Genomic DNA, 25970 nt, shown 5'->3' on the forward strand with positions numbered 1-25970 from the left:
GTACACTGCGCAGGCTTGTTGCCTTACCCGATGTACGAGGCAATGAGTTCGGGGCCGATTAGGATTCGACGCCGGTGACGAAACTTTAGGTGCATGCCGACTTGGTAACAGAAGTCGTAAATCCACTGTTGCAACTTCTTATAGTTGCCAATGACGACCAATACGGTGCTGCTCTCGCTGCTTAATTGCAGCTGACATGCACTCCTGGTGCCTTCGGGCCCAGCAATCATCAGGGGATGTCTGTAAACCCGAAATGATTGTCATATAGAACAGAATCGCCGTGCAGTACGTTGTGGACGAAGCGGCTAAAACTTACACAACTCGCCCAAAGCACCCTGCCCGTCGGGTCGCTGAGGGTTAACTTAATAGACACGGCTACGCATGTAGTACCGACAGCGGAGCACTGGCGGACGGGGGTTCAAATCCCCCCGGCTCCACCAATTCAACATCTAAAGACGTCCACGGACGTCTTTTTTTGTGCCTGAAACCTCGCAAAATCAAGGCTTTAGGGTCTACCGGCGTCCATGGACGTCCGGCACAATCCACGACATCGGGTATTCCAGGTGGTATCCAAGCCCTTCAGTGGTAATTTTTGGAATACCAATTGATGTCATGGAACACCTCATGTGCGCCTAAGCCACCCGCCTCTCTGACCGCCAGCTCAAAGCGGTAAAGCCGAAAGACAAAGACTACGTCCTCAGCGATGGAGACGGTTTACAGCTGCGCGTGAGGGTCAATGGTTCGACGCTCTGGAATTTCAACTATCGGCAGCCGATCACCAAGAACCGCATCAATATGGGCCTCGGCACCTATCCTGAGCTATCACTCGCGCAAGCCAGGAAGAAGACGGTCGAAGCCAGAGAGCTTCTCGCCCAGGGCATCGATCCGAAAGAACAACGTAGCGAGTTGGAGCAGACAAAAAGGCAGGCAACCGAGCACACGTTCGAGAACGTGGCATCTGCCTGGTTTGAACTGAAAAAAGATTCGGTCACTCAGGCGTATGCCGAGGACATCTGGCGCTCGCTCACATTGCATGTCTTTCCATCGCTAGGGACAACACCTATCTCGCATATCAGCGCTCCGACGGTCATCGAGCTGCTGCGCCCTCTTGAAACCAAAGGTAGCCTGGAGACAGTGAAGCGACTGACCCAACGGCTTAACGAGATCATGACCTACGGCGTGAACTCGGGAATGATCTTTGCCAATCCGCTCAGCGGCATCTGGGCTGTATTCAAAAAGCCGAAAAAGCAGAACATGGCTGCCCTACGTCCCGAAGAGCTGTCAGAGCTAATGGTCGCCATCGCCAATGCGAGCATAAAGAGAACAACGCGCTGCCTGATCGAATGGCAGCTCCACACCATGACCCGTCCTGCAGAAGCTGCCACAACTTCCTGGGCGGACATCGACCTCGACAAGAAAACCTGGACGATCCCAGCGGAGCGGATGAAGAAGCGACGAGCACACGTCGTCCCCCTGACCGAACACGCGCTAGCTTTGCTTGAGACAATAAAACCCTACAGCGGTCATAGAGAGTTTGTGTTTCCAGCAGATAGAGATCAAAGAACTCACTGAAACAGCCAGACGGTGAATAAGGCCTTGAAACGCATGGGCTTTGAAGGTCGATTGGTGAGCCACGGCATGCGTTCCATGGCCAGTACCATCCTGAACGAAGAGGGATGGGCCCCCGAATTGATCGAGGTTGCACTTGGGCATGTTGACAAAGACGAGGTGCGCAGCGCCTACAATCGAGCGGATTACATTGAGAGAAGACGCCAATGATGAATTGGTGGAGCGACCATATCCAACAGGCCGCCACTGGAAGCTTATCAGTATCAGCCATTCAGGGAATCAGGGGAGTAAAAGCAGTATCGATGCGATAACTAGCTATACGAACATTCCCCCTGCAACTTTACGCAAGCACATTAAAACTAAACTTTGAGAAACTTCATTCGGTTTTAAGCTGCTTGAACAAAACAACCACTGCGGCTTTTTCATCCTCCAATACGGGTGTTTTCGGATCAAATTTATCGTGTTCTCGTGCAAATGCGAGAACCTCTCGCATTGCTTTACTTACTGCCCCCTTAAAAGCGAGGCTTTTTAAAGGATAACGATAAGTCAAAGCTTTTTCTGGGGCTGCGATTCTGTTCATGATCACATGCTGAAGACCAGAATAAACAGTCTCGTCTGCAAGAAATTTCCTCAAATCATCAATACCGTACTCATCTACATTTTCACTCACCCATACATCCAGTTTATTCAGCAATTGAGCCCAAACACCGCCACGTAGCATGAACATTATCTTTTTTGCCGGAATATCGTCAGTTACCGCCGCAGCGGTGTTGTCGTCAGCCCATTCGTCACATAGGATCTTCCAGCTACCGTTATCACGACAGTAAACCGTCACTCCATGAGGTTGATAAATAGAAGGTGCCACCTGAACCCCAACGCGGCTTAAGTCGTTGGTCATAGCGCGTTGAAGCTGGATAGCGTATAGCATTCTCATTCTTGCGGCGAAACGCCACGGTGTTTTCTGAGCTACAACACTTGCCACACCTTCGGCACACCAAGAGAGCGGGCGCTTTGCGTTCCAGTTAATCAAATACTTAGAACTTCCGTCTTTACCAGCGTAGTCAACAATAAGAGGACCAACTGGAGAATCGGATTTAATATTACGAACATGCACAGCACCATCAAACTTACTAACTTCTCCTTCACAAAGTAAAATATGAGGAGCCTTTTTATCTTTATAATCATATCGAGCTAAATCGCACGCAGGGCTCATGATGACGGCTGCCTTTACATATTCTTGTGTTTTTGGATCCTCATATAAAAACACATCACCCAAATTAAATTTTCCACTCTTATAACCTAGCCCTGACTTCTCTTCAGACTTAAGCATCTCTGGGTTAAATATAATATTTGATAAGTAGACTGTTTCCGCAGCCTTATTAATATTAAACCTCGATCTAATATTGCCTTTCGCCCACTTATCAATTTCGGTCGCCAGGGTATGAACTTCTGGCGAGCCTTGTAACTCGTATAGATAGTACTCCATGAGTACCTCTGTAAGGTATCCGCCAATACTGCTCTTCTCATGTGCTAGCGAGATATCTTTCAGCGCAACATAGTCAGCAACATCCAAATCTCGGAGCTGGCTCTGGAACCTAGATCCCGCGCGCTCAATCGCACTAGCCCAGCCCTCATGATACCCACGAACAGACTTTATAGCCGGGTAAACGGACACATAATCTGCGATCATTCTCTGCAATTCACGTGTTCGTTTGAACATTTCCTTATTGAGCTTCTCGAATTGGCTCGCATAAAGACCGCAAGATTGGCGAAACTCATCGCGCTTTTCCTTGAGCGCTACAGTTAGAGAGGACATTAAAAAAATAATAGGTATCGCCTGAGGATGCTTCGCTTGAATTTTTCTGACAATCGATACCGCTCTACTCACATCCAAGACGGTACTGTGCGAAATTTTCAAATCAATAAACACGATATCTGGGGCTTCGTCTCGAGCCTCGTAATCAGATCCAAAAGTCTTCCAGACTACCTTCGTTTCCTCAAGCATATCCAGCAACGGTTGCAGCATCTCTCTCTGCGGCTCGACATCTTCATAAAAGTCAGTGAAAACCTTTGCCCGATGTGCCTTATCTGAAAGTTCATCAATACGCGCGAAAAGCTTCAGTGTGCCTTCAATTGACACAAGGCTTTCCATAATAATACTGAAGTCATCAGTTTCGAGTATCTCACAAAGCGTCGCATAGTCATCAGCCGATAGTGAATCTATAAACGCCGTCGCTTGCGCAGCGCTCAGGGAGATATTAGGCTTTACGTCAAAGGCGTCATCTATCACCTCGACATACTTAATTTCAGAGACTTTAAACAATTCACTTAACGAAGGCATTTACTTGGCTTCCTCTGCCAACTCCAGCACAAACGTATTCAAACGTCCCTCTCTCAACACTGGCTCATCGAGAAGAGCCAGAGTGCCGCCCATCATTTCCGCACAGTCTTGTGCAATGTAAAGGCCTAGTCCGTGTCGCTCTATAGTTCCCTTTGTCGAGAAAAACGGTTGGAATACTACTTCTCTGCGTGAGGTCGGAATGCCAGGTCCATTATCATAATAAGTTATGGTTGGCGGACTACCACTCAAGATAATGTTAATTTCAGGCTGAAAGCTTTCATGCTCTTCGGAATAGGCCTTGAGCCAATATACGGAGTTGGAAATCAGATTTTCAAGTATTTGCACTACCAAACCTTCGATCACAAATGCTTTTACTGATCGGCTTCCGAGGTCTAATTTTAAGCGTACGTTGTGTCGCCTAAACTGTGAGTCGTGCGCATTTACGACAAAATTGACAATATCACCAAGGTCCCTCATAGCTCTTCGCTGCCGCGCGGACACACTGAGTGGCTCGAGTATGGCCAAGCGCTTTTGTATACTTTTCAATTGAGACTCCAAGACATCGAAAACACCTTTCAACTCTTGGCTTATTTCCTCTTCAGGAACATCTCTCAATGTCTTTTGCGTAAACTCAGTGACCCTAGCTAACTCATGAGCAACCAACTCTACCGTTAACCCTATCCCAGCCAAGTGTGTCATTCGCTCACGTTCGTTTTCAACAACACCCAATTTATCTACGGCGCGACTATAAGCATCTTTAAGCTCAGCGAAGGAATCTTTTACTTGTTGTAAAACGTGTTCTGGCCCACTGTAGTGCTGTGAGATTTTCCGAACGGCTTGACTCGCCCGTTTTTCAAGATCTTTGACCGCCTTGTCCGTTCGACCTACATCGAATCCAGCTAATCGCTCTGTTTTCTCACTAGACTTACCCTCCTCTAGAACGAATGCCATTTGATTAGTAATAACACTTTGAAGGCAGTTTACTAGCAGAGTTTTTTCCGGACAATCTTGCAACCCTTGCCTATTAGTTTGATCTACCAGATGGGGATTATTGATTCTACCAATTGCAACTCGCCCAATAAACTGCTTGGTATTCAACTTATACCCGCTTGCCGACAGTGCTTTGCGGTTAAGCCCAAGCCAATCATCACCCTCATCACCATATGGTAATACACGATAACCGTCGCGGAAAAGCATCACGCCTACCCACTGCTCTATAAGCTTAAGGATTTCTGCCCGATTACCCAGATCTGGTACGGCTTTAATTTTTTGCCGATTATACCAATATAGTTGAAATTCAAAATCGCCTACTTTACGTAAAGTAGAGAGCGGATAACCAAGTCGCTCTAAACCAACCATCATCTTGAGGTCTAATTCATCATGAGTGTCTGAGTAAGTGGCACCATTATAAATATTTTCAACAATATCAACCTTGAGCTGTGCTTTCCCATTAATTACTTTATAGGATGCTTTACAGATCGCATGAGCACTATCCAACAACAGCTGCTCGATTTTTGCAGCGTAAGAAATATCAGAACCGTTATACTCAAAACGAATAGGGAAGCGTCTTTTCTTCCCGACAACGAAGGGATCAGTTAACCTTGCTATTTGCCCGCGTATATTCTCCTCCAAGACGTTGGTTGTCCAGACGCTAGTTAAATCGGAGATAATAATCTTCGTCCCAGAGTAACCCTGAGGCTTAATTGCGCCTCGCTTAACCTTGATTACTACCGAATCATGAGACTGGTCATAGGCCTCTTCAAACTCTCGCCAGTCGATGTCTAAAATATTGTAATTCTTATCATCTATTGTAGCGGTTTGAACACTGAGCCGACGCCCCAAACGCATTACAGACAATCGGCCCACACCTTTCTCACCGAGGTATATTGACTCCTGACCTTTTTTACCGCTCTTCAACTGCGCATTGACATCTTTGGCCCTGCTAGAGGTACCTATTGTAAGATAGATGTCCTCAAGATCAGATTTGGACATGCCATGACCGGTATCCGTAACAACTATTCGGTTTATTTTTCGATAGGCATGCACCAACGCTTCACGTAGCTCATCGGAATTATTCGCTGCTTGGATTAACCCTCTGAAACTTTCAAGATCTTCACGCTCAGCATCGGGCTGCAGACTCTCGTAGATAAAAGACCTGGAAACCTCAATATCGTCAACATCATCTATATACGACAAACACTCTTCATACTTTGACAGCAGCATTACGATTGAAAATTTTATATCAACACCATTATTTGATCTGGCGTCGATTGCATTTTTAATCAACTCATAAAGTGCCACTGCATCAGAGGATATAAGTTCAGCCCCTAATTGCAAGATTGTTCTCGCAGTTATTTTAAATGACATCTGAATTCCATCTCCTCAAAGCTGACAGACCAAGCAGCCTTGATCGTCATCATCGTCCAAAGTCTCAGTTCCTTCATGGTCCGAAAACACAGCGATTAGTGTGGAGTTATCCTTACGCTGCGCTTGCCTCTCGACTCGTACGGCATGATCACGCTTAATCTGGGCCATTCTTTCTGGCTGCTCAAGTTCTGATAGGCTTTCACCCTGACTCCAAGTAAAGAAATTGCCCGTTTTCTCAAAAGGAACTTCGTACTCTTTAGCCTTCTCGTACAAGTCAGGATGTGTCTCCTTCAATTTAACCCATTCGATCTTCTGCTGATAAAAACAAAAGTAGCAACCTGATCGAGTCCGTCCCCACTTTGTATACGGAGGCATACCTACTCCGGATACTCGAAGAATTTCTTCAATATCCCGCAGGATCAATCCATCCTCTTGAAATGGATAAACAGCTTCGATATTTGTCTTATGGCTGATGTAGCCCGTACGATTTTCATCAGCACGGAGCCCGACATAATTGATGATCGGCTGATCGCCACAAAAATCCTCAAACGGCTTCAGCTTGAGCATTTTCGTGCACCAACGACGATGATTGGAAGGAATCATCCCTCCATACATGTCATACCAGTGGTCGAAGCCAAGGTCTGCGTTCAGCCGATGCAGCGGTTTCCCGAGGTAGTTTTCAAGGCGTTGTAAATAGTCGTAAGTCTCTGGCAGCTCTTTACCGGTATCGCTAAAGATGTATTCCATCTCGGGCACACGATCTCGCATGTAAATCGCTAACGCTGCGCTGTCCTTACCCCCAGAGAGACTAAGGATGTGTCTAACCTGCGGTTCGTTGCTCATCGCTCAGCTCTTTCTCATCGTGTTCAGTGGAACCCTGCTGCAATTGCAGCAAAGCTTGAGCAAGGGCTGAAGCGGCTAAATTCAAATTGCCGCCCGCTTGCTTAGTGAGAGTTTTTAGCAGGCCATTGGCCATGATCTTCGTCTCGGGGTCGGAGGTCAACAACATCGCTGCTTCCTCACCACTTGGGAGTGTCAATGTCACCCCGACGAAGCGTCGCGCCTGACGCTCAAACTCTCCTTTACGCATAGCGACTCTAAGCCACCGCTTGTAGCGGCCGCATAGCTCAAGGACAGCCTCCGCAAACATCGGCGCATCGCTGTCTTTCCAGATATCTAATGGCCTGTGAACGACTACACTCGCAATGGAATCCATCCACTTGTCATCAGTCAAGGTGATGTCAGAACAGCGCATGATGAAGGCTTTAAGATCTACTTCGGCAAGTGACTGCGCAGTATCAGCGCATTCCTCCTGGAGCTGCGATCGAAGGGCCTTAAGAGGACCTGTAATTTCAAAAGCCTGAGCCATGGAAAGACTAACCTCGTCCTGCAACCGTCGATATGCCATACCTAGCTCAGTAAGGCTTTTCGCCAGCAGATCGGGGAAATTATTACCTTCCTTACCCTTCCCCGCCATTACCACACGTGGGATATCAATAGCGAGTAGCGAAACCGGGTCGGTTGCTCTTTTGATTACGTCACGAAGGGCTTTGGTTTGGTTTGTAAGTCGCAGTGTCTCTTGCGAATACTGCGGAAGACGTCCGTACCAGCGGATCAGCTCCCGCGCAGCATCTAGGTAAGATGCATTCAATCCCAACTGTACACCTACCGCCCCAAATGCCTTTGCATAATCTTTGATCAGGTCTTTGCGCTCTGCCGCAATGTCGAAGCGACGGAAGCTAAAGGTGTGAGGGCTCCTGAACATCCGTTGCTGATGATCCGAGGTCAACTCCAGAATCAGACTTCCTCGTTCAAAAATCGCGCAAGATTCCCTGTTAACAAGCAGGTAAACCATGAACCACACGCTGGCCGGCCCATTTCGAACCCCTAGTGGTGGTAGTGCCAGGCTAGAAATGACCTCAGCAAAAGTGACCTGGCCATCAATCATCAGTTGCTTATCAAGCTCTGCCCAAACTTTACGTATTCCGGCAGAAGAACTACCATCCGGCGCACTTAAAAACCAACGGTCACTGACCCCTTTACGATGCAGCCCAGTGGATTGAAGCAGAGAGCTGTAGAGCAATCGCTCGGGTGGGAAATCAACGATACCGAGCAGTTCTGAATCAACTGCTTTATCCAGCAGATCAAATAGACGCTGACGAGCCGCATTGATAGCGGATGACGGCTTATCTTTGTTGATCAACTCGTTATGGATAACCGGAGCTGCCTTGTAAACCTTATCGAACAGCCAAGAAGCTGCTTGGCTAAGGTTCATTGCACCACTATCGGCAATCACCTTTCCTCCATGCCAATACTCCATACCGGATGAGCCTTTGGCTTGCCGGTTGAGCAATGCCAAGACTAGCCGACTAACACATTCACGTGCAGTGCTGAACCTCAACTCCACATAGCGTTCAGTCCAAGGATCCAAATGGCGACGTTTGACCTGGTCATGAACCATCAACCAGCGGGAGTATTCAATTAGAGCATTACGCTCATCTGGACCGACTTTGACGATCGCAGTGAGCGATAAAACGTCTTTGGTAGAGCGAGCCACCTCTTTAGCCGCATCGACCAAAGCAGAAGACTCGGCGTCCACAAATATCAGCCCCACACTGCCATCATGGCGACCATGAGTACCGATTGACTGCTTAATTTTATCTGACGTACCCGCAGTCACTCTTACTGAGCGGATAGTTCCCGTCTGCTGGTAGTGACGACTTGCAATAACGCTTCTTTCAGATAGGGCCTGTGAAACGCCATTGAACATCAGTTCATCAGCCGAGCGCCGCATAGTTTGCTCGTACAAAGCCTCGACGTTGATAACATGACTAACAGCAAAACCATAATCATCACTCGCATGACGATGTACCAGGATTGCTTTGGCAGTTAGCTCCTTCAAAGCTTTGGAGATAGCTTTAAGGTCCCCCCCGATAACAAATTTTAGGAGTTCAGCGGACAACGTAACATGGAGGACTTGAGCAACAAGCTCGATGACCGCAATCGACTTGAGCAAGGCAAGCTGTAATGCCGTCATCTCCGCGTCATTACGCTCGACTACAGAGCGAGCGAAGTCCCAGCGTCGCTCGGCCTCAAGGTCACGGAAGCGAAGTCCTACCCCAGTCGTGAGGTAATCAAAAAGCTCAGTCATTCCATACCAAGAAGAATGATCGACGACATTATGCTCTGCGAAGTCTCTAAGTGCTCCGGACTCATATCCACGCATGAATGCGTGGAATGAACGCTCACTCTGGCCAAATCGCTTAGAGATGACCGCTAAGCAAGCCAGCGCTGCTGGGTGCAATGGATACAAGCGCTCGGCTTGAGAGAACAGCTCACTCTCACCAGTCCCCCGGAAAAAATTGAAATCAATTGCTTGCTTGTAGATGCATCGGGCATCTTTTCTCAGGGCAACTGACTCAGTAATGGTTGCATCGGCGCCTAGGGCATGAAGGGCGAAATGGGCATACCGCTCGACTGGCTCATCAAAAGGCACTTCATCGAAACGTGCAGAGACCTTGTGCCACTCGTCGGAGAGGGTGCGACCGACACCTTTAGCATAAGCATCAAAATGCTGGTGCAGCATTGATATGACTAAGAGACCATCATCCGTAGGATGCGATGCGACTTCAGCGATTTGCTGCAAAGACATCAAATCACCGGCTTCCGGATTTAGAGCTGCGTGTTCAATGAATTTACCAAGCTCGTCAATAAGCAATAGGACACCGCAACACCCAGCACCCTTGGTGATTAAAACAAAATCAGTTAGCAACGTACTCGTTGCTGCGTTAAGGGGAATATCACGATAGGTTTGAGCTTTCGTATCCAACTGGCGCTTCAACTCAGTAGCCAGTTTGCTTTTTGGGAGATGCTCAAGTGCTTCAAGAACAGACTGCGCTAACGCGTCACCCAACGATACGCGCGAACCGCTTATTGCCAGTGCAAAGCGGTTTTGCGCTTGAGGGAACAGCTCAACGAATTCAGTAGAAGCCTCAATGAGTTGTTCGTAAATTGCATGAGAGCTTTTTTGCCCTTCTAACAAACGGGCGAGCAGCAAACCTAACGCCGATTTACCACTTCCATAGGGCCCCATGACTTTCCAGGCCCGTTGCGCGCTGCCTGACTTCAATGCTCCGCCAATCTGGCGGAGCACTGCCAAGACAGCAGGAGTAATTAGATAACTATCGAGCGAGTCTTGTGACCTCAAATCCCTGGCCAGCGAAATGGAGCGCAAGAATTTGGAATCCAGCTCAAGGTGATTTATTAGTCGGTCAGACATTCAATTCTTCTCCCGCACCCAGCAAGCAATCAGCCCAAGCGGGCGATAGGGTTTTATCCAAAATTATTTGTTGGGTATCAGCTGTATCAATAAATCGCACGACACCACCAAATTCTTTTTCTATACCTTCTATCAAGCTACTCACTTGGAAGTTATCCAACCTAAATACACTGCCGGGGCTGAATTCACCATGCACAATCTGGTTGAGACTGAGGGAGCTGGCATTCTGACGCTCGAAGTAATCAATCAAGGAAAAAAGGAAGACTCTTGGAGACAGACCTAAGGGCGCATTTCTACCTACTAGATAAACAGTTTTGCCGTCGTCAACCGTGACCTCTTCAAAAAGTCCCAGATCCTGCAAGGGGCACCACGAGGTATCATCCCCCGCTGACTCTTCGCGCTTATATGAATGCAGGAAAATGCTCGCGTGTTGTTCAAGGGTAGAAACCGCTAGCTTTTTGTTACTGGCTAACGCTTGACGTTCGAGGCCTGCGATGAGCTCCTTTCGATCAAAACGTGAATACGTCGCGCTCCCGAAGACCAGATTCCAAACTGCAATCTCTGCGTGAGAAGACATCCACCAATGGAGTAGCCAGAGCGACTCAGGCTGCTCGAGATAAGGATCCCAACCGGATTTCGACAGCAGCAAGCGTCCAATAGGACCAGATTGCAGGCCAGCGACATCACGACCGTTGACTATCCCAAAAGCTTCGCCCCAAAACTGAATCGACTTGACCATGTTGCGGCCGATACCCAACGTAATCGTCGCCTGGGCTTCATCTTTCAGAGCCAGGGGATTGCTGACAATCGCTTGGTGTAGCTTTGGCAGCCACCCGTAACGGCAAACGAAGGACTCATGACCTGAGAAGCGTTCATCTCGTCGTTGCATGCTCGACATTACCCCTTCCTCCCTGAAGCTAATTTCTCCGCAGCGACTTGATCGTTGTTCTGAGCTGCTGGCTCGATGATGATGCGTTTCGTTGCGGCATCGAAGTAGAGATCTACCTGATCGCCTTCGTGCAGGCCGGCATTCCTCAACAATTGCTCGCTGAGCGAAACTCGCCCTAGCTTTTGGATCCTACGCGTGTCAAACAAAACCTTCATTCTACGTACTCCAAGCCTCGTGGCAGGCTTCATCAATACTCGTAGAATACTTTATTGAGAGGCCTAACGCAGGGTATCGGGGCGTCCAAAGGCGTTCATTTTTTCAACATTTCAGTCAATTAGCCTAATCTCGACCTAAGGCAAGGGTCGCGCGCGCCCACCCACCTGGATCCGGCAACAGGTCTTGCTGCCCGCGATCCATCCAATCGTCATTGCGGCGCCGGCACGAATTCCAGTTAGACTGAGACACCCAATGACAAGACAGACCGTAATATTGATGAACGACCCGGATTTCGAAGCTATCAAGCATGAAAACGCCAAAGAGCTTGAGCGGATAAAATGGCAATTCAAAAAAGAGGAACTTCGCTACCTTGAGGCAGGCCACCATTTAAGATCGCTCAATCAACAGCTATGGCAGGTCCCTAGCATGGTTATCGCGATCACTGGTGGTATCTGGTATGGCGCAGCCTCCATCAGTGGTGATTTGCCAAAGGTATTGGCGCTATCTTTTGCAGCGACGGTCAACATCCTGACCATTCCCATAATTGTTCGCCTTAGACAATTAATAAAAAAACATATAAATCTCCAGCTGGCCTTTAACCAGCAAAACGACAGTAAAGGAAACTACACTGTAATCACGTGCTGGACTCTCCTTCTACTGACAGCTGCATGTTTGAGTATCGCTGGCGCTAGCAACATCGAAAAAATCAGTACCGAAAATAAAAAATCGGAACCTCACACCATAAACAACTACCTCTACCCTCAAAAAATAGAAGTATTTAATCAATGATTTCAAAAAATAGCACGACATGGGCGAGCTATGACTCCGAGAGTACCAAATACTTTGACGACTACAGCAAGCTGTACTTCTCTAACGTCCACAGACAACTCATAAAGTTCCTACCAACGAACACCGACGCGAAAGTTTTGGATATAGGATGTGGTTCTGGGCGTGATGCGCTATCACTTGCACGCCGCGGCTATCAGGTAACTGCTGTTGAGCCCAGTAATAAAATGCTCGCCCTTGCGCAGAAAAAAAACCATCACAAAAATATAACCTGGATAAATGATTGCCTTCCAAATCTTTTAGCACTAAACAACAACACCTACGACTTTGTATTAATGAGCGCCGTATGGATGCACATAGCTCCTTACGAGAGAGAAATATCACTAAAAAGAATTAGCGATCTTTTGAAAGCAGGAAAGCACTTAGCCATCACGCTAAGAATCGGAACACCCGACACAACTAGAATAATGTACCCGGTATCCGTAGAGGAACTCTTAAAGCAATCAGATAAATCCAAACTTAAACCAATCTATATTAGCAGAGAAACAAAAGATTCTTTAAGCCGAAAAGAAATCATTTGGAAAAAAATAGTATTCGCAAAAAAATAATATCAACAACAATAGCGCGCACCATTCACGATCACAGGCTATTAGCTGGCATGTCAGAACATGCGACCTCATCATCGTCAGGCCATTTTTTTCGACCACTTAATTAATAACTTTTTTGAGTTATACTAAGGAGTGCGGGGTGCTTTTGCCCCCCTTAATTGGAATCAGTTTAAGGCAATGTATTCGAAACCGGGGCGATTCACCAGATAACGCACCTGACTCTCAAGCGCACCTAAACTCAACGATTAAGTTGTCTGGTGCGGCGGCCGGTCGCACTTGGGATGTGAAAACACTCTTATTAAACCCAAAACGACTTCGCGAGGTGCTTTCTGCAAAGCGTTGAATGCACTGGCAATGCTCATCCCCAACGGATTGACCACGCTCTTGCAAAGGCATCGAGTGATTAAACATATGCCCAACGAGGTCCACCGTGCAAGAAGTATTGCCAGCTTTTAGTTTACTCATACTCTCACATGCTTATGCCGCCCCCCCTCCCTCTCACCAGACAAGAAATTGAAGGGGGAGAACGTGAGGCTCTTCGTCAAAATCAGGACGACTTTTTCAGTTCCTCCCAGAGGCTGCGCTGGAAGCAGGTCAACAGGTAGACTAGCGTTTTAAGTGTCGGCTGGAGTTTCGCATGGGCACCCAGGAAAACATGACGAGTGCCGGAAGAAATTCGCTGCGGCTTTCCCAGTTGCGACTGCGTGATTTCCGCTGCTTTGAATCGATCGATATCGACTTCCACCCGCAGTTGACAGTATTGGTTGCGGCCAATGGTACGGGTAAAACGTCCATCCTCGACGCCATCGCCATCGCCTTTGGTCCTTATATAGGGGCATTTGACGAGGCGGTGGGCAAGCATTTTGAGCCAAGTGATATTCGCCAGTTTCGTGCCAGACAAACCGCTACAAACGAAATGGAATACGCCCCTCGAGGGGCTAGGCTCGAGGCTACCGGATTCGTTCCCGGCAGTCTGCTCGATCGGCTGTCCGATGATCTGCTGCCCACTATTTGGCGCCGTCACCTTTCCAGCGCGACCAAGACCAAGACCTCGATCAAAGACGCCAAGGAATTGGTTGTCTATGGCAAGCGCATGCAAGAAGCTTCGCGCACGCCCGACACTGAGGTCGTTCTGCCACTGATCGCGTACTACGGCACTGGACGTCTGTGGCAGCAAAAAAAACTGACAGATGCGAAGAACATCCAACGCACCTCAAGAACCGTCGGCTACACCGACTGCCTCGATCCGGCATCCAGCTATAAATCGTTCGTGCAATGGTTTCGCTACTGGAGCCTGAATGCCAAAGAAGCCCAACTCAAAGCGCTTGAAGCAGGGGTCAGCATTGCCAAAACCGAATTCGACACCTACATCCAGTCAGTTAGTCGAGCCGTGAACGTGTGCATTCAACCAGCAGGCTGGAGCGGTATCGAGTACTCCTTCACCCGCGACACGCTGGTTGCCCGACATGAGCAATTAGGCGAACTACCAGTCGAGTGGCTCAGCGACGGTATTCGCAACATGATAGGCATGGTGGCCGATATCGCATTTCGCGCAACCAAACTCAACGGCCATCTTGGTGCGCAAGCGGCGCAAAAGACACCAGGCCTGCTGCTTATCGACGAAGTCGACATGCACCTGCATCCGGAATGGCAACAAGTAGTGCTGCTCAACCTGGCCCAGGCGTTCCCGGCCATGCAGCTTATCGTGACAACCCACAGTCCTCAGGTGTTGAGTACGGTCTCATCAAACAGTGTGCGAATCCTGCGCAACGAAATCGATCCCGAGACCACCAGCCGGGTCACCACCGTCAGCGAGCCACAATGGCAAACCCGCGGCGTCGCCAGCTCCGACCTGTTGGCCCGTATCATGGGCGTCGATCCGGTACCTCACGTGCCTGAGGCCATCTGGGTTTCTGATTACCAGGCACTGATTCAACAGAACCTTCATGAGCAGCCTGAGGGACGTATATTGAGAGACAAGCTGGAAGCCCATTTCGGGGCTGAACATCCAGTTGTGCACGAACTTGATCGGCTGGTTCGTTTACAGGGAATCAAGCAGCGCCTGCCCCGCGAATTTGGCAACAGGGAGCGTTGAGGTGCGGCGTCTGAATAGACAAGACGAACCTCCGGCGGGCCTGAGACGTTACCGGCATGGCCGGGATGCCTGGAGTGCTGTGACACCCGAAGAGCGCATGGCTATCTGGCTGTCGCTGGACTTAATGCAAGGGCCTCGATGTGCTTACTGCGATGGGCCAATGGGTGATGGAAATCGTCATATCGAACATTTCCGCCAGCGCTGGAGATACCCCCAAGGTACGTTTGATTGGAGCAATCTGTTTGGCTCCTGCAACCGTGCCGGAACTTGCGGAATGGCCAAGGACCAGTGTGGAGCTTATCCCCCAGAAGCACTGATCAAGCCTGATATCGAAGATCCTGACGTATTCTTGCTCTTCACGCCCGGCGGCACCGTGCGGCCACGTGCGGGGCTGACGGCAAACAACCATCTTCGTGCCACAGAAACCATCCGCATTCTTGTGTTGGACGGAGCCTTAAACCAGATTCGTCGCGCGCAGCTCTGCGGCTATATTCAGACCATGGAGATTTTTGCAGACTACGCCGAGGCTTACCCCGACGATGATAGTTGGGTTGAGGAGTTGGAGCGGGAGGTACGCGACACCTCGCATTTGCCGTACGCGACAGCCATCAGACATGTGCTGACTCGTCAGAGCGCGTGAAGGTAAGAACCAGCGCCGCCATTTGCTTTCAGAAGCCATTGCTTGAGCTCAAAATAGAGATCCGAAATACAGATATGGAATTCAGCTCTGACCGACAAAAGGCGGCAATTTAAGTAGATCCGCGCACGGTATTCCAAATGGTATTCCAACGAAAAAGCTAACAAAAAATAATCTATAAAAATCAATATTTTAAGAATTCAGTTCAAATTACCCCGGCCCACCAACTCTCAACGACAAAGCCCGCCCAGTGCGGGCTTTGTCGCATCTGGCGTTCCGCAACGGAGCCCCCCCCTCCAGCGCAGGCTGCACTCCCGCCGAATTGGACTGTCACAGTGACTGAAAGATAATCGCGCACAAACTCCAACCTACGGCTTGAACATCACGGAGATTACCCACCATGAACACCTGGATCGCCGCCGCCCTGGCCTCGTTGATGTCACTCCCCGCCATCGCCGCAGACGCCCCTCCCCCCCGTGTACAACAGGTCACGTTCAAAAGCGAAGTCGGCAGCGTGCAGTTCAAACAGAAGATCAAGGGCCATCAAACCGCCGAATACAAACTCGTCGCCAAGGCCGGTCAGACGCTGACTGTCGATCTCAAATCATCCAACACGTCCGCCTATTTCAATATCACCGCGCAAGGGGCCGACGAAGCACTGTTCAACGGTTCGATCATGGGCGATCACTTTGCCGGTGCGGTGCCTGTTAATGGCGAGTACACGGTTCAGGTGTATCTGATGCGCAACGCGGCGCGGCGGCAGGCGGTGGCCAGTTATTCGTTGTCGTTGTGGCTTTCCGACAACGCCCCGGCGGACGCGAAAAAACCGGCAACAAAAAGTCCCTGAAAGGCAGCGACGGCTCGACGGATAAACCCCAAATCCCCTTCTACACTCACAGCGCCCCTTCCCAGAGCGAGCGCTGATGACCACCCTCCAAACCCGCATGAAGCAAGGCAAAGACGCCCGCAAAAAATGCTCGCGCAGCGCCCACGCCACCACCGGTAAAATGAACCGCGATCCGATCCCGCTGATCAAGGCCTCCAGTCAGGGCCGCGTCGCCTCACTGGTGGAACTGCGTTACGGGCGGATGCTGGTGTCGCCCTTCACGTTCTTCCGTGGCAATGCGTTGCTGCAGGCGCATGATCTGTCGAGCACCCAGAACATGGGGCTGGTCGGGCCGATCTGTGGGGATGCGCATTTGATGAATTTCGGCGGGTTTGCCACGCCGGAGCGCAATCTGCTGTTCAGCGTGAATGATTTCGACGAGGCGCATCCCGGGCCTTGGGAATGGGATGTGAAGCGGCTGGCGGCGAGTTTTGTGGTGGCGGCGCGGGATTTGCGCCATGGCGAGTCGGTTGAGGAAGATGTGTGTCGGCAGATGGTCGGCGCCTATCAGGCGACGATGCTGGAGTGCGCCGAACAGAGTGCGCTGGAAACCTGGTACGAATCGATCAAGTACGAAGACTTGCTCGATCAGGCGCGCAAGAGTGCGCTGGAGCATGTGCAGCGTGCCGTTGATAAAGCCGAACGGCGCACCCACGCCGAGTTGCTGCCGAAGATCAGCGAGCGCGACGCGAATGGGCGGCTGGTCATTCGTGACGATTTGCCGGAGATTTTCCACCTGCACAAGAACACCACGCTGCTCGACGCCGATGATGACTGGCTGCGACTGGCCGACTGGCGGCCGTTGTTCGATACGTTCATGCGTGACTATCGCACCACGCTGCAGGCTGACCGACGGGAATTGCTCTCGCGGTTTCACGTGCAGGATCTGGCGTTCAAAGTGGTCGGCGTGGGCAGTGTGGGCACGCGGTGTCTGGTGGCGCTGCTGACCGACGATCAGGAGTTTCCGTTGTTTCTGCAATTCAAGGAGGCCCGGCGCTCAGTGCTCGCCGACTATGTGAAGGCCAAGTCCCGCACGCGCCATGAAGGCCAGCGGGTGGTCGAAGGGCAGCGCTTGATGCAGTCGGCGAGCGACCTGTTCCTCGGCTGGACCACTGGTCCCAGTGGTCGGCATTTTTACGTCCGGCAATTGCGCGACATGAAGATCTCCGCCGAGCTGGAAAACTTCGACGCCGAAACCTTCGCCGCCTATGCCCGGGTCTGTGGCCGCGCACTGGCCCGCGCCCACGCCAAGGCCTCGGGCAATGCGGCGGTCATCAGCGGCTACATTGGCAAGGGCGATGCCTTGGCTGACGCCCTATTCAAATACGCACGCAGTTACACCGCGCAGAACGAGCGCGACTTCGAACGCTTTCAACAGGCCTGTCGCAAGGGCCGGCTGCGGGCACGTTCGGAAGCCGATTTCGCTGCGGATCACTTGCCTTGATGCGTTGCAGAGCGCTCGCTATCGAGATGAATTTTTCTTCACTGCCCCCGTTCGATCAACACGGTACAGTCCGCTCGCTCATTCAAGAAACTACGGTTCGCCCGCGCTCTCCCGCGGGCTTTTTTTTGCCTAGCGTTTGCTGCCGAAGCGATACACCCGGTTTGTTTTTTTCCATTTCGTGGGCAATCCTGTCCCTCGACCCTGCCAACCGGAGCGCCCGATGTCACTGCTGAGCCTGCCCTGCCAACGCCTGACGCTCGCCATCCTCGCTCCGGAACAGGCCGAGCTGGAAAGTGACTTCTATGCACGCAACCAGCGCCATCTCGCCCCCTGGTCGCCGATTCGCACCACCGAATACTTTTCCAGCGAACAGATTCGCCGACGCCTTGAAGTCCAGGCCAGTGCCTACGAGGCCGGGCTGGCGATGCATTTCGCTCTGCTGACGGCGGACGGCCAACAGATGATCGGCGCGTGCAATTTCAGCGGGATCATTCGCGGCGCGTTTCAGGCGTGTTATCTGGGTTATCACATTGACCACGCGCATCAGGGTCAGGGTTTGATGCAGGAAGGCCTGGAGGCTGGCATCGGCTATATGTTCGATACGCAGAACCTGCATCGGATCATGGCCAATTACATGCCCGGCAACGAGCGCAGTGCGCGCTTGCTGGAGCGTCTCGGTTTCGAGCGCGAGGGCTACGCCAAGGCCTATCTGAATATCGCCGGGCGCTGGCAGGACCATGTGCTGACGGCGCTGGTCAATCCGTTGTTCGAAACGCCGGAGAAGCGTTGGTCGCGTCAACTGGCGTGAGTTTCACAATTTGTTAAGCATTGGCGAAGTATGCTCAAGGCTCCTGCCCTTTCCGGTTGCCTGAAACCCATGCCGCGTGCCGCCACTTCGCTGTTTCTACTCGCCGCCCTGCTGTTTTTTTTCGCTTTGGGTAACCACCAGTTGCAAGGCTCCACCGAGGCCCGGGTCGCCGGGATCGCCATGGAGATGCATCTGGACGACGACTGGGTGACGCCGCGCCTGTTCGGCGAACCGTTTCTGGAAAAACCGCCGCTGAGCCTGTGGCTGGACGCCGGCGCCATGCGCGTGTTCGGGGTTTCGCCGTGGGCGGTGCGGCTGGCGTCGGCGGTGGCCGGGTTGCTCAGTGTAATGGTGCTGTATGGCATGCTGCGCCGCTTCGGTCGGCCGAAAGCCGTCGCCTGGACGGCGGGGATTCTGCTGGCGACCATGGCCAGTTACTGGAGCAACGTGCGCGGGGTCGGCGAGGATGCGTTGCTGGCGCTCGGCGTGACCACCGCGTTGCTGGCATTCTTTCAGGCGCAACGCGCACCGAACGCGGCTAACTCGCTGCTGTTTATCGTCGGGATCGCCATCGCCACGTTGAGCAAGGGCGTACTGGGATTGGCGATGCCGGGGGTGGTGATTTTCGCCTACCTGCTGGCCGACAACCTGATCGACAGGCGCTTGAAGATCGGCGCCTGGCTGCGTCCCGGCCTGCTCACGGTAGCGGGCCTGATCCCATTGCTGATCTGGCTCGCCGTGCTCTATCAGCGCGGTGGTTCGCACGCTGTCGCTGAAGTGCTGCTGACCAACAGCGTCGGTCGCTTCAGCGGCTCGTTCGTTGAGGCCGGGCATTACGAGCCGTTCTATTACTATCTGGCCAAACTGCCGGAAGCGTTCCTGCCGTGGAACATTCTGGTGTACCTGGGGCTGTGGCATTTCCGCAAAGAACTGAAGGCCAACCGTTACCTGCTGTTTTTCAGCCTGTGGATCGTCGCGCAGTTCATCATGCTGACCCTGGCCTCAAGCAAGCGCACGGTCTACCTGATGTCGATGACCCCGGCGGCGGCGGTGATCGCCGCTGAGTACGCACGGGTGTTGTTCGATCGCTTGCAGGCGCGTGAAAACGCAGACCGCTTCATCGGAAAAGTCGCCCGCCATCGTCAGGCGATTGCCGCAGGATTGCTCACGGTGGTGATCGCCAGCTACCTCGGCGCCGCGCAGTGGGCACTGCCCAACGCCGACAAGGAGTTGTCGTTCCTGCCTTTGACCGAACACATTCAGAGCTTGCAGGCCAATGGTCAGCAGGTCGCACTGTTCCAGGCCAATGAACGGGTCGGCGGCGCCAGCGTGTTCTACACGCAAAGCGTGCTCAAGGGGCTGGACACCGACGCGCAGCTGCACGATTTCCTCAGTGCCTCGCCCTCCAATGTCGCGGTGATCTCGGCAGACAGCGAACCCGTCGCACCGCTCAAAGTGCTGAAGACCATGATGGTCGGGCGCCAGGCGTATTACTTCGTCGGCTACTGACATCTTTCGTGCCAGACAATAAAAAACCCGCCGTCACCGGCGGGTTTTGTTTGCGCTGACGCTTGGCAAACGTCAGTTCATCGAGTGCTCACTGAGTGCCAGTCGGAGGCTTCGATGAAGCCAAGCACGCGCGGGTCCGCTTTGTTTGCGGCAGACACAAACAGTGAGGAACCGTAGCCAGGATCAGAAACCGGTGAATTCAAGTCCTTCTCCAACTCCGCCATGCATTCGCTGTGGGTCACCAGGATCAGGTTACGTCCCGGAAGCTTGTGCGCCAGCGCTTCCTGCAGGATGTGGCCCTTGCAGCTGATCAGCCAGTCTTCGCCACTGGCCGCGCGGTTGAACATGTAACCGGCGGTCTGCACGGTGCGCAGCATCGGGCTGTTGTAGATGTCGGCGTTATTCAGGCCCAGATGCTCGAACTGTGCGCCGACACCAACCGCAACACTGCGCGAGCGGTCGGTGATGCCATCATCGCCACTCAGGCACGGCGCCGGGGAGTGATCGCAGCGCTCGACGTGACGCACCAGCACAATCATATCGCCCTTGGCCCACCCGGCCGCCAGCGCCTTGGCACCGGACACATTGCCATGGGCCAGGTCCGGCACCGCCGCCGGGGCGAGCAGCCACAGGGTCAACGGGATCACCAGCAGCGATGCGCCAAGCACGGCCCAGGTATTGCGATAGCGGGCCAATCCGCTCAGGGATATCGAGCGTTTGACGCCGAACAGACTCAGTCTCAATTCCACATCGGGCCACCTCGTCGGCATCCATAACAGTCAATTCGATGCGGCGAGGTTAGTGAAGCCGGCGTAAGCGGTCGGTGAAACGTATGTGAAAAAAGTCTTGAAGTGCCCTTGTTACAAATTCCGCCGGACAAAATCCTTTCAGCTCTCGTGTTTGCGGCCGATACAGTCCTGCTAACACCCTTGCTGGCTCAAAAAAACAACAATCTTCCAGCCTGACCGACGATCAAGAAGCACAACGTTCCTGGAGGAATTGTGATGAATAGCTGGTTCGGCAACATCAGCGTGAACATGAAATTGGGCCTGGGCTTCGGCCTGGTCCTGGCCCTGACCTGCGTCCTCGCCCTGACTGGCTGGACCAGCCTCGGCGGCCTGATTGACCGCAGCAACTGGATGAGCGACATCACCCAGCTCAATGCCGGTCTGACCAAGCTGCGCGTGGTGCGCCTGCAATACATGCTGACCAACGGCGACGAAACCGCCGCGCAGAATGTACAGACCACTCTCGAAAGCTTCGCCGCGCAACAACAGGCGCTGATCAACAAGTTCAAGAGCCCGGAAAACGTCAAACTGCTGAAAGAGCAGGCGGCGACCATCGCTGAATACCAAGCCTCGCTGAACAAGATGCGCAACGCCTACCGCACCGGCAACAGTGCCCGCGACGTGATGGGCACTAACGCAGACACCGCTTACAACCTGATCGAAGCGATCAGCAAGCGCGTGCAGCAAATGGACATGAGCGAGCAGCGCTTCGAACAGTTCCAGGCGATCACCGAAGCCAAGGAAGCGTTCATCCTCGCGCGCTATGAAGTGCGCGGCTACACCGCCACCACCAATAACGAAACCGAGCAGAAAGCCGTCGGCCAGCTGAACGTGGCCATCGACAGCCTCAAGCAGTTGAACACGCACTTCTCGGCGACTCAGCAAGACACGCTTCGTCAGTTGGAAACCGCCCTGACCAACTACCGCAGCGCGTTGCAGGCGTACAAGAACGCCAACAGCGAAGCGGTGCAGGCGCGTAAAGAGATGACCGATCAGGGCACCGCGATCGTCACCACCAGCGAGCAGCTGTACCAGATTCAACTCGACCGTCGCGACATCGAAAGCGCCCAGGCCCGTACTTTCCAGCTGATCAGCACCCTGCTGGCGCTGTTGGTCGGTGTGATTGCCGCGGTGATCATCACCCGTCAGATCACCCGTCCGCTGCAAGACACCCTGGCCGTGGTCGAGCGCATTGCCAGCGGCGACCTGACCCAGAACGTCACCGTTACCCGCCGCGACGAACTCGGCGTGCTGCAACAAGGCATCGCGCGCATGGGCGTGACCCTGCGCGACCTGATCAGCGGTATCCGCGACGGCGTCACCCAGATCGCCAGCGCCGCCGAAGAACTCTCCGCCGTGACCGAGCAGACCAGCGCTGGCGTGAACAGCCAGAAGGTCGAGACCGATCAGGTGGCCACCGCCATGCATGAGATGACCGCCACCGTGCAGGAAGTCGCGCGCAACGCCGAAGAAGCCTCGCAAGCCGCTGCCGCCGCTGATGGCGAAGCCCGTGAAGGCGACAAGGTGGTCAACGAAGCCATCGCGCAGATCGAGCGTCTGGCCAGCGAAGTGGTGCGTTCCACCGAAGCCATGAGCGTGCTGCAACAGGAAAGCGACAAGATCGGCAGCGTCATGGACGTGATCAAGGCCGTGGCCGAACAGACCAACTTGCTGGCACTCAACGCCGCGATTGAGGCGGCGCGTGCCGGTGAAGCCGGTCGTGGGTTTGCCGTGGTTGCCGACGAAGTCCGTGGCCTGGCTCAGCGTACGCAGAAATCCACCGAAGAAATCGAAGGCCTGGTCGCCGGTCTGCAGAACGGCACCCAGCAAGTGGCTGCCGTGATGAACAACAGCCGCGCCCTGACCGACAGCAGCGTGGCCCTGACCCGCAAGGCTGGCGACTCCCTGGAAAACATCACCCGCACGGTGTCGAACATCCAGTCGATGAACCAGCAGATCGCCGCCGCTGCCGAACAGCAAAGCGCCGTGGCCGAAGAGATCAGTCGCAGCATCATCAACGTGCGCGACGTGTCGGAACAGACCGCCGCGGCCAGCGACGAAACCGCAGCGTCCAGCGTTGAACTGGCGCGCCTGGGTGGGCAGTTGCAGCAGATGGTCAGCCACTTCCGCGTCTGACCTTCAGTCAGCGCCAAAGCGTAAATCGAATCGCGGGCAAGCCCGCTCCCACAGGAAACGAGTCGAACACAAAATATGTGAACGACCGAAAAACCTGTTGGAGCGGGCTTGCCCGCGATTGCGTCAGTCCAGTCAGCCCATACTCACTGCCTCAACGCTCACGCTTCCCACGGATTAATCACTTCCACTCCCGAGAACTGAAAGTCCTTCACGTTACGCGTGGCGATTGCCGCACCATGAGCCCGACAGATTGCGGCTATCTGAGCATCAGCCATCGACACCGCCCTTCCCTTTGCCTCGCAATCTGCGACGAGTGACGCGTACTCGACAGCCGCATGCGCATCGAACGGCAAAATGCGTCCGGCGAAATCCTCTTCGAACATTGCCATCGCATGGGCTTGAAGATTCTGTTTGCGCTTGCCTGAGGGAAGTCGGGCGATGCCGTGGAGTATCTCTGCCACCGTTATCGCACTGATGACCAGATCCATAGCGGGCTGCGCATCAACCCAGGCCAGCACCCTGGCTTCAGGTTCAATACGCATGAACTCTGAAAGCACGTTGGTATCGAGCACTATCATTCAGAAAAATCCACCCCGGTGGCTTTCTCTGAGCGCTCTGGCAGATCAAGTTCTGCTCCGCCGAGAGCACTGAATCTGTTGCGTATCCGGCTTCCAAGTCCGCCGGCACGATCCACCGTTGCCAAGGCTCGACCGAGAATCAGGCGCGCCTCTTCTTCCATGGAGTGTCCGTTGTGTGCAGCGGTGATACGCAACTGTTCCTTGAGCTTCTCGTCAAGGTTTCGAATGGTGATGCTGGCCATGACGCCTCCTGCAATCAATGAAATCATTGATTGCAGACTAACACATCCGTTCTGGCTCACACCGGGCAATCTTCCGAACGGCCATTCTCATTGCAGCAGATGGTCAGCCATATCCGCGTCTGACCTTCAGTCAGCAGCCAAAGCGTAAATCCAATCGCGGGCAAGCCCGCTCCCACAGGTAATGCGTTGAACACAGAATCATGTGAACAACGCCAATCCCTTGTAGGAGCGAGCCTGCTCGCGATGGCGTCAGCCCGACCACCCTGATCTCCCAGACAACACGCCTTCGTGTAGGAGCTGCCGCAGGCTGCGATCTTTTGATCCTGGTTTTTAAATCAAGGTCAGAAGATCGCAGCCTTCGGCAGCTCCTACAGGGGTTGTGATACGCCTCTATCGTGTCCCGCGCTGGCGCAACGCCGATGGCATGAAATACGCGTCTTCCGGCACCGGTTGCGAGAAGTCGACGGTGGAGGCTTCTTCGTTGTCGAGGTTCTGCACGTAGTAACGCCGGGCCTGCAGGTCGTGGAACACGTCCAGTGCGCTCCAGGTGGTCGGCAGGTCGTAGAAGTTTTTCAGGTAGGCCATCGACACTCGCCACAACTCCCCTCGCCCATCGTATTGATCAACCAGCGCCGCGCCCCAGCTGTCCTCGTCGAGGAACAGCACGCGCTTGGAATAGACATGTCGCGCACCCGGTTTGAGGTTGCCCTCGACCACCCACACGCGGTGCAGCTCGTAACGGGTGAATTGCGGGTTGAGGTGGCCCGGGGTCAGCAGTTGCGCGTACTTCACGTCGGGACTGCCGACCTTGTAGTTGTTGTAGGGAATGTAGATTTCCTGCTTGCCCTTGAGCTTCCAGTCGTAGCGATCCGGCGCGCCGTTGAACAGGTCGGTATCGTCTGCCGTGCGCAGGCCATCGGATGAGGCGATCGGCGTGTCATACGCCAGGTTCGGCGCACGGCGCACGCGACGCTGGCCGGCGTCGTAGACCCAGGCCTGGCGCGGGTCCTTGAGCTGATCGAGCATCTCGTGCACCAGCGCTGCGCCACCGGCCAGTCGCGCCGGACTTTTCACGAAGGCGAGGTAATAGAACAGGATGTTTTTCAGGTCGGCGTACTGCCCGCCCGGGCGGTAGAAGTTGAACAGCGCTTCTTGCTGCGAAGTCACCAGCGCAAAGCTGCCGTTGCGCTGCACCGGCGCTTCGGATGCGCGGCGCACCACGTAGATCCCGCGATAACGGGTGATGTGGTTCCACAGCACTTCGATGCCGTCCATGGGCACCGGGAATGGCACGCCGCCGTAGGCATCGGCGAACCCGCTGCCGCCCTCCAGCAGCTTGGCCGAGGTGGCATTCTTCAGGGTGTTGTCATACAGCCACTGAGGCGCCGAACCGGAACGACGCGATGGATAGACCGGCATCTGGAACGTGTCGGGGTAGCTGTTGAACAGCGCGATCTGACCGGGGCTGAGGTGGGCCTTGTACTGATCCAGATTGGCCTTGGTGATGGTGAACAGCGGCTTGTCCGCGGCGTATGGATCCGGGTGATGCTGGCCCGGTTTGTAGCCGGCGGGCGCCTGGGTGATGCCGCCGGTCCAGGCCGGGATGGTGCCGGCGGCGTTACCCGCGCGCTCGGCGCCCATGGGTGTGAGGGTGGTTTTCAGTTGTTCGGCTTGTTGGGGGGTGATGGCGGCGAAAGCGCTGCTCGCAGCGAGACCCAGCACAAGCGCCAGCGTTGTCTTCGTCAATCTTGAAATATGAAACATGTTCTTCTCCAGAATGCGTACCCTGTGG

Annotated in this window: 19 protein-coding genes, 1 other RNA gene and 2 pseudogenes; 12 read left to right on the top strand and 10 right to left on the bottom strand. The window is 53.3% G+C overall.

Features of this window, described 5'->3' with window-relative positions; translation table 11 throughout:
- Positions 1-50: 50 nt before the first annotated feature.
- Positions 51-440, top strand: a transfer-messenger RNA (tmRNA) gene (ssrA, locus tag ACU680_RS10375).
- A 196-nt stretch (positions 441-636) separates the two neighbouring features.
- Positions 637-1880, top strand: a pseudogene (locus ACU680_RS10380) (integrase domain-containing protein); the annotation flags it as partial.
- Between the two features lie 65 nt (positions 1881-1945).
- Here ACU680_RS10380 and ACU680_RS10385 read toward each other — a convergent pair.
- Genes ACU680_RS10385 through ACU680_RS10410 form a run of 6 tightly spaced genes read right to left on the bottom strand, consistent with a single transcriptional unit; the run spans position 1946 to position 11660 of the window.
- The gene (locus tag ACU680_RS10385; protein WP_448179376.1) at positions 1946-3910 is read right to left on the bottom strand and encodes a hypothetical protein; all 1965 of its coding nucleotides are present in this window, start codon (positions 3908-3910) and stop codon (positions 1946-1948) included.
- The gene (locus ACU680_RS10390) at positions 3911-6277 is read right to left on the bottom strand and encodes an ATP-binding protein (RefSeq protein WP_448179377.1); all 2367 of its coding nucleotides are present in this window, start codon (positions 6275-6277) and stop codon (positions 3911-3913) included. It lies immediately after the preceding gene.
- A gap of 15 nt (positions 6278-6292) precedes the next feature.
- Positions 6293-7120 (bottom strand): phosphoadenosine phosphosulfate reductase family protein, encoded by an 828-nt coding sequence (locus ACU680_RS10395; protein WP_448179378.1) that lies wholly within the window; start codon positions 7118-7120, stop codon positions 6293-6295.
- On the bottom strand, positions 7098-10556 hold the full coding sequence (locus ACU680_RS10400) for a hypothetical protein (protein WP_448179379.1): 3459 nt from the start codon (positions 10554-10556) through the stop codon (positions 7098-7100). Before ACU680_RS10400 ends, ACU680_RS10395 begins: the two co-directional genes overlap by 23 nt.
- A complete protein-coding gene (locus ACU680_RS10405) occupies positions 10549-11454 on the bottom strand; it encodes a DUF4007 family protein (protein ID WP_448179380.1) in 906 nt (301 codons plus the stop codon). The genes ACU680_RS10400 and ACU680_RS10405 overlap by 8 nt, the downstream gene beginning before the upstream one ends.
- Positions 11454-11660 (bottom strand): hypothetical protein, encoded by a 207-nt coding sequence (locus tag ACU680_RS10410; protein ID WP_448179381.1) that lies wholly within the window; start codon positions 11658-11660, stop codon positions 11454-11456. The genes ACU680_RS10405 and ACU680_RS10410 overlap by 1 nt, the downstream gene beginning before the upstream one ends.
- Positions 11661-11937: 277 nt before the next feature.
- Here ACU680_RS10410 and ACU680_RS10415 point away from each other — a divergent pair, with 277 nt between their 5' ends.
- The 8 genes from ACU680_RS10415 to ACU680_RS10450 all read left to right on the top strand — a co-directional run bounded on the left by ACU680_RS10415 (position 11938) and on the right by ACU680_RS10450 (position 20434).
- A complete protein-coding gene (locus ACU680_RS10415) occupies positions 11938-12450 on the top strand; it encodes a hypothetical protein (protein ID WP_448179382.1) in 513 nt (170 codons plus the stop codon).
- Positions 12447-13055, top strand: a complete 609-nt coding sequence (locus ACU680_RS10420) for a class I SAM-dependent methyltransferase (RefSeq protein WP_448179383.1) — start codon at positions 12447-12449, stop codon at positions 13053-13055. Before ACU680_RS10415 ends, ACU680_RS10420 begins: the two co-directional genes overlap by 4 nt.
- 637 nt (positions 13056-13692) lie before the next feature.
- Positions 13693-15150: an AAA family ATPase gene (locus ACU680_RS10425; protein WP_448179384.1), complete on the top strand. Its 1458-nt coding sequence runs from the start codon at positions 13693-13695 to the stop codon at positions 15148-15150.
- Between the two features lies 1 nt (position 15151).
- Positions 15152-15790, top strand: a complete 639-nt coding sequence (locus ACU680_RS10430) for a retron system putative HNH endonuclease (protein WP_448179385.1) — start codon at positions 15152-15154, stop codon at positions 15788-15790.
- A 397-nt stretch (positions 15791-16187) separates the two neighbouring features.
- Complete coding sequence (locus ACU680_RS10435) at positions 16188-16634, top strand: hypothetical protein (protein WP_448179386.1); 447 nt, start codon at positions 16188-16190, stop codon at positions 16632-16634.
- A gap of 76 nt (positions 16635-16710) precedes the next feature.
- A complete protein-coding gene (locus ACU680_RS10440; RefSeq protein WP_448179387.1) occupies positions 16711-18117 on the top strand; it encodes a DUF2252 domain-containing protein in 1407 nt (468 codons plus the stop codon).
- Between the two features lie 220 nt (positions 18118-18337).
- On the top strand, positions 18338-18925 hold the full coding sequence (gene rimJ, locus ACU680_RS10445) for a ribosomal protein S5-alanine N-acetyltransferase (protein ID WP_448179388.1): 588 nt from the start codon (positions 18338-18340) through the stop codon (positions 18923-18925).
- Between the two features lie 69 nt (positions 18926-18994).
- Positions 18995-20434, top strand: a complete 1440-nt coding sequence (locus ACU680_RS10450; RefSeq protein ID WP_448179389.1) for an ArnT family glycosyltransferase — start codon at positions 18995-18997, stop codon at positions 20432-20434.
- Positions 20435-20511: 77 nt separating this feature from the next.
- Here ACU680_RS10450 and pmrG read toward each other — a convergent pair whose 3' ends face one another.
- Positions 20512-21183, bottom strand: coding sequence for a lipopolysaccharide core heptose(II)-phosphate phosphatase PmrG (gene pmrG, locus ACU680_RS10455; RefSeq protein ID WP_448179390.1), 672 nt, complete (start codon positions 21181-21183; stop codon positions 20512-20514).
- A 390-nt stretch (positions 21184-21573) separates the two neighbouring features.
- On the opposite strand from pmrG, the pseudogene ACU680_RS10460 reads away from it, so the two are divergent.
- Together ACU680_RS10460 and ACU680_RS10465 are read left to right on the top strand one after the other, a co-directional pair.
- A pseudogene (locus ACU680_RS10460) lies at positions 21574-22452 on the top strand (methyl-accepting chemotaxis protein); the annotation flags it as partial.
- Positions 22453-22653: 201 nt separating this feature from the next.
- Positions 22654-23358: a methyl-accepting chemotaxis protein gene (locus ACU680_RS10465; protein ID WP_409347920.1), complete on the top strand. Its 705-nt coding sequence runs from the start codon at positions 22654-22656 to the stop codon at positions 23356-23358.
- A 158-nt stretch (positions 23359-23516) separates the two neighbouring features.
- Here the strand turns inward: ACU680_RS10465 and ACU680_RS10470 are convergent, their stop codons facing one another.
- The 3 genes from ACU680_RS10470 to ACU680_RS10480 all read right to left on the bottom strand — a co-directional run bounded on the left by ACU680_RS10470 (position 23517) and on the right by ACU680_RS10480 (position 25942).
- Positions 23517-23936, bottom strand: a complete 420-nt coding sequence (locus tag ACU680_RS10470) for a type II toxin-antitoxin system VapC family toxin (RefSeq protein WP_448179391.1) — start codon at positions 23934-23936, stop codon at positions 23517-23519.
- Positions 23933-24178 carry a FitA-like ribbon-helix-helix domain-containing protein gene (locus tag ACU680_RS10475; RefSeq protein WP_027614126.1) on the bottom strand — a complete coding sequence of 82 codons (246 nt, stop codon included), beginning with the start codon at positions 24176-24178 and terminating at the stop codon, positions 23933-23935. Before ACU680_RS10475 ends, ACU680_RS10470 begins: the two co-directional genes overlap by 4 nt.
- 390 nt (positions 24179-24568) lie before the next feature.
- Positions 24569-25942 (bottom strand): DUF1329 domain-containing protein, encoded by a 1374-nt coding sequence (locus tag ACU680_RS10480; RefSeq protein WP_448179392.1) that lies wholly within the window; start codon positions 25940-25942, stop codon positions 24569-24571.
- Positions 25943-25970 lie beyond the last annotated feature (28 nt).

This window comes from Pseudomonas sp. LF020 (assembly GCF_053456425.1).

What these genes read in the sequence shown, in the direction of transcription:
- ACU680_RS10405 (WP_448179380.1), bottom strand. Translation starts at nt 11,454, where the DNA reads ATGTCGAGCATGCAACGACGAGATGAACGCTTCTCAGGTCATGAGTCC.
- ACU680_RS10425 (WP_448179384.1), top strand. Translation starts at nt 13,693, where the DNA reads ATGGGCACCCAGGAAAACATGACGAGTGCCGGAAGAAATTCGCTGCGG.
- ACU680_RS10465 (WP_409347920.1), top strand. Translation starts at nt 22,654, where the DNA reads ATGACCGCCACCGTGCAGGAAGTCGCGCGCAACGCCGAAGAAGCCTCG.
- ACU680_RS10410 (WP_448179381.1), bottom strand. Translation starts at nt 11,660, where the DNA reads ATGAAGGTTTTGTTTGACACGCGTAGGATCCAAAAGCTAGGGCGAGTT.
- ACU680_RS10450 (WP_448179389.1), top strand. Translation starts at nt 18,995, where the DNA reads ATGCCGCGTGCCGCCACTTCGCTGTTTCTACTCGCCGCCCTGCTGTTT.
- rimJ (WP_448179388.1), top strand. Translation starts at nt 18,338, where the DNA reads ATGTCACTGCTGAGCCTGCCCTGCCAACGCCTGACGCTCGCCATCCTC.
- ACU680_RS10480 (WP_448179392.1), bottom strand. Translation starts at nt 25,942, where the DNA reads ATGTTTCATATTTCAAGATTGACGAAGACAACGCTGGCGCTTGTGCTG.
- ACU680_RS10420 (WP_448179383.1), top strand. Translation starts at nt 12,447, where the DNA reads ATGATTTCAAAAAATAGCACGACATGGGCGAGCTATGACTCCGAGAGT.
- ACU680_RS10390 (WP_448179377.1), bottom strand. Translation starts at nt 6,277, where the DNA reads ATGTCATTTAAAATAACTGCGAGAACAATCTTGCAATTAGGGGCTGAA.
- ACU680_RS10435 (WP_448179386.1), top strand. Translation starts at nt 16,188, where the DNA reads ATGAACACCTGGATCGCCGCCGCCCTGGCCTCGTTGATGTCACTCCCC.
- ACU680_RS10385 (WP_448179376.1), bottom strand. Translation starts at nt 3,910, where the DNA reads ATGCCTTCGTTAAGTGAATTGTTTAAAGTCTCTGAAATTAAGTATGTC.
- ACU680_RS10415 (WP_448179382.1), top strand. Translation starts at nt 11,938, where the DNA reads ATGAACGACCCGGATTTCGAAGCTATCAAGCATGAAAACGCCAAAGAG.
- ACU680_RS10475 (WP_027614126.1), bottom strand. Translation starts at nt 24,178, where the DNA reads ATGGCCAGCATCACCATTCGAAACCTTGACGAGAAGCTCAAGGAACAG.
- ACU680_RS10395 (WP_448179378.1), bottom strand. Translation starts at nt 7,120, where the DNA reads ATGAGCAACGAACCGCAGGTTAGACACATCCTTAGTCTCTCTGGGGGT.
- ACU680_RS10400 (WP_448179379.1), bottom strand. Translation starts at nt 10,556, where the DNA reads ATGTCTGACCGACTAATAAATCACCTTGAGCTGGATTCCAAATTCTTG.
- ACU680_RS10440 (WP_448179387.1), top strand. Translation starts at nt 16,711, where the DNA reads ATGACCACCCTCCAAACCCGCATGAAGCAAGGCAAAGACGCCCGCAAA.
- ACU680_RS10470 (WP_448179391.1), bottom strand. Translation starts at nt 23,936, where the DNA reads ATGATAGTGCTCGATACCAACGTGCTTTCAGAGTTCATGCGTATTGAA.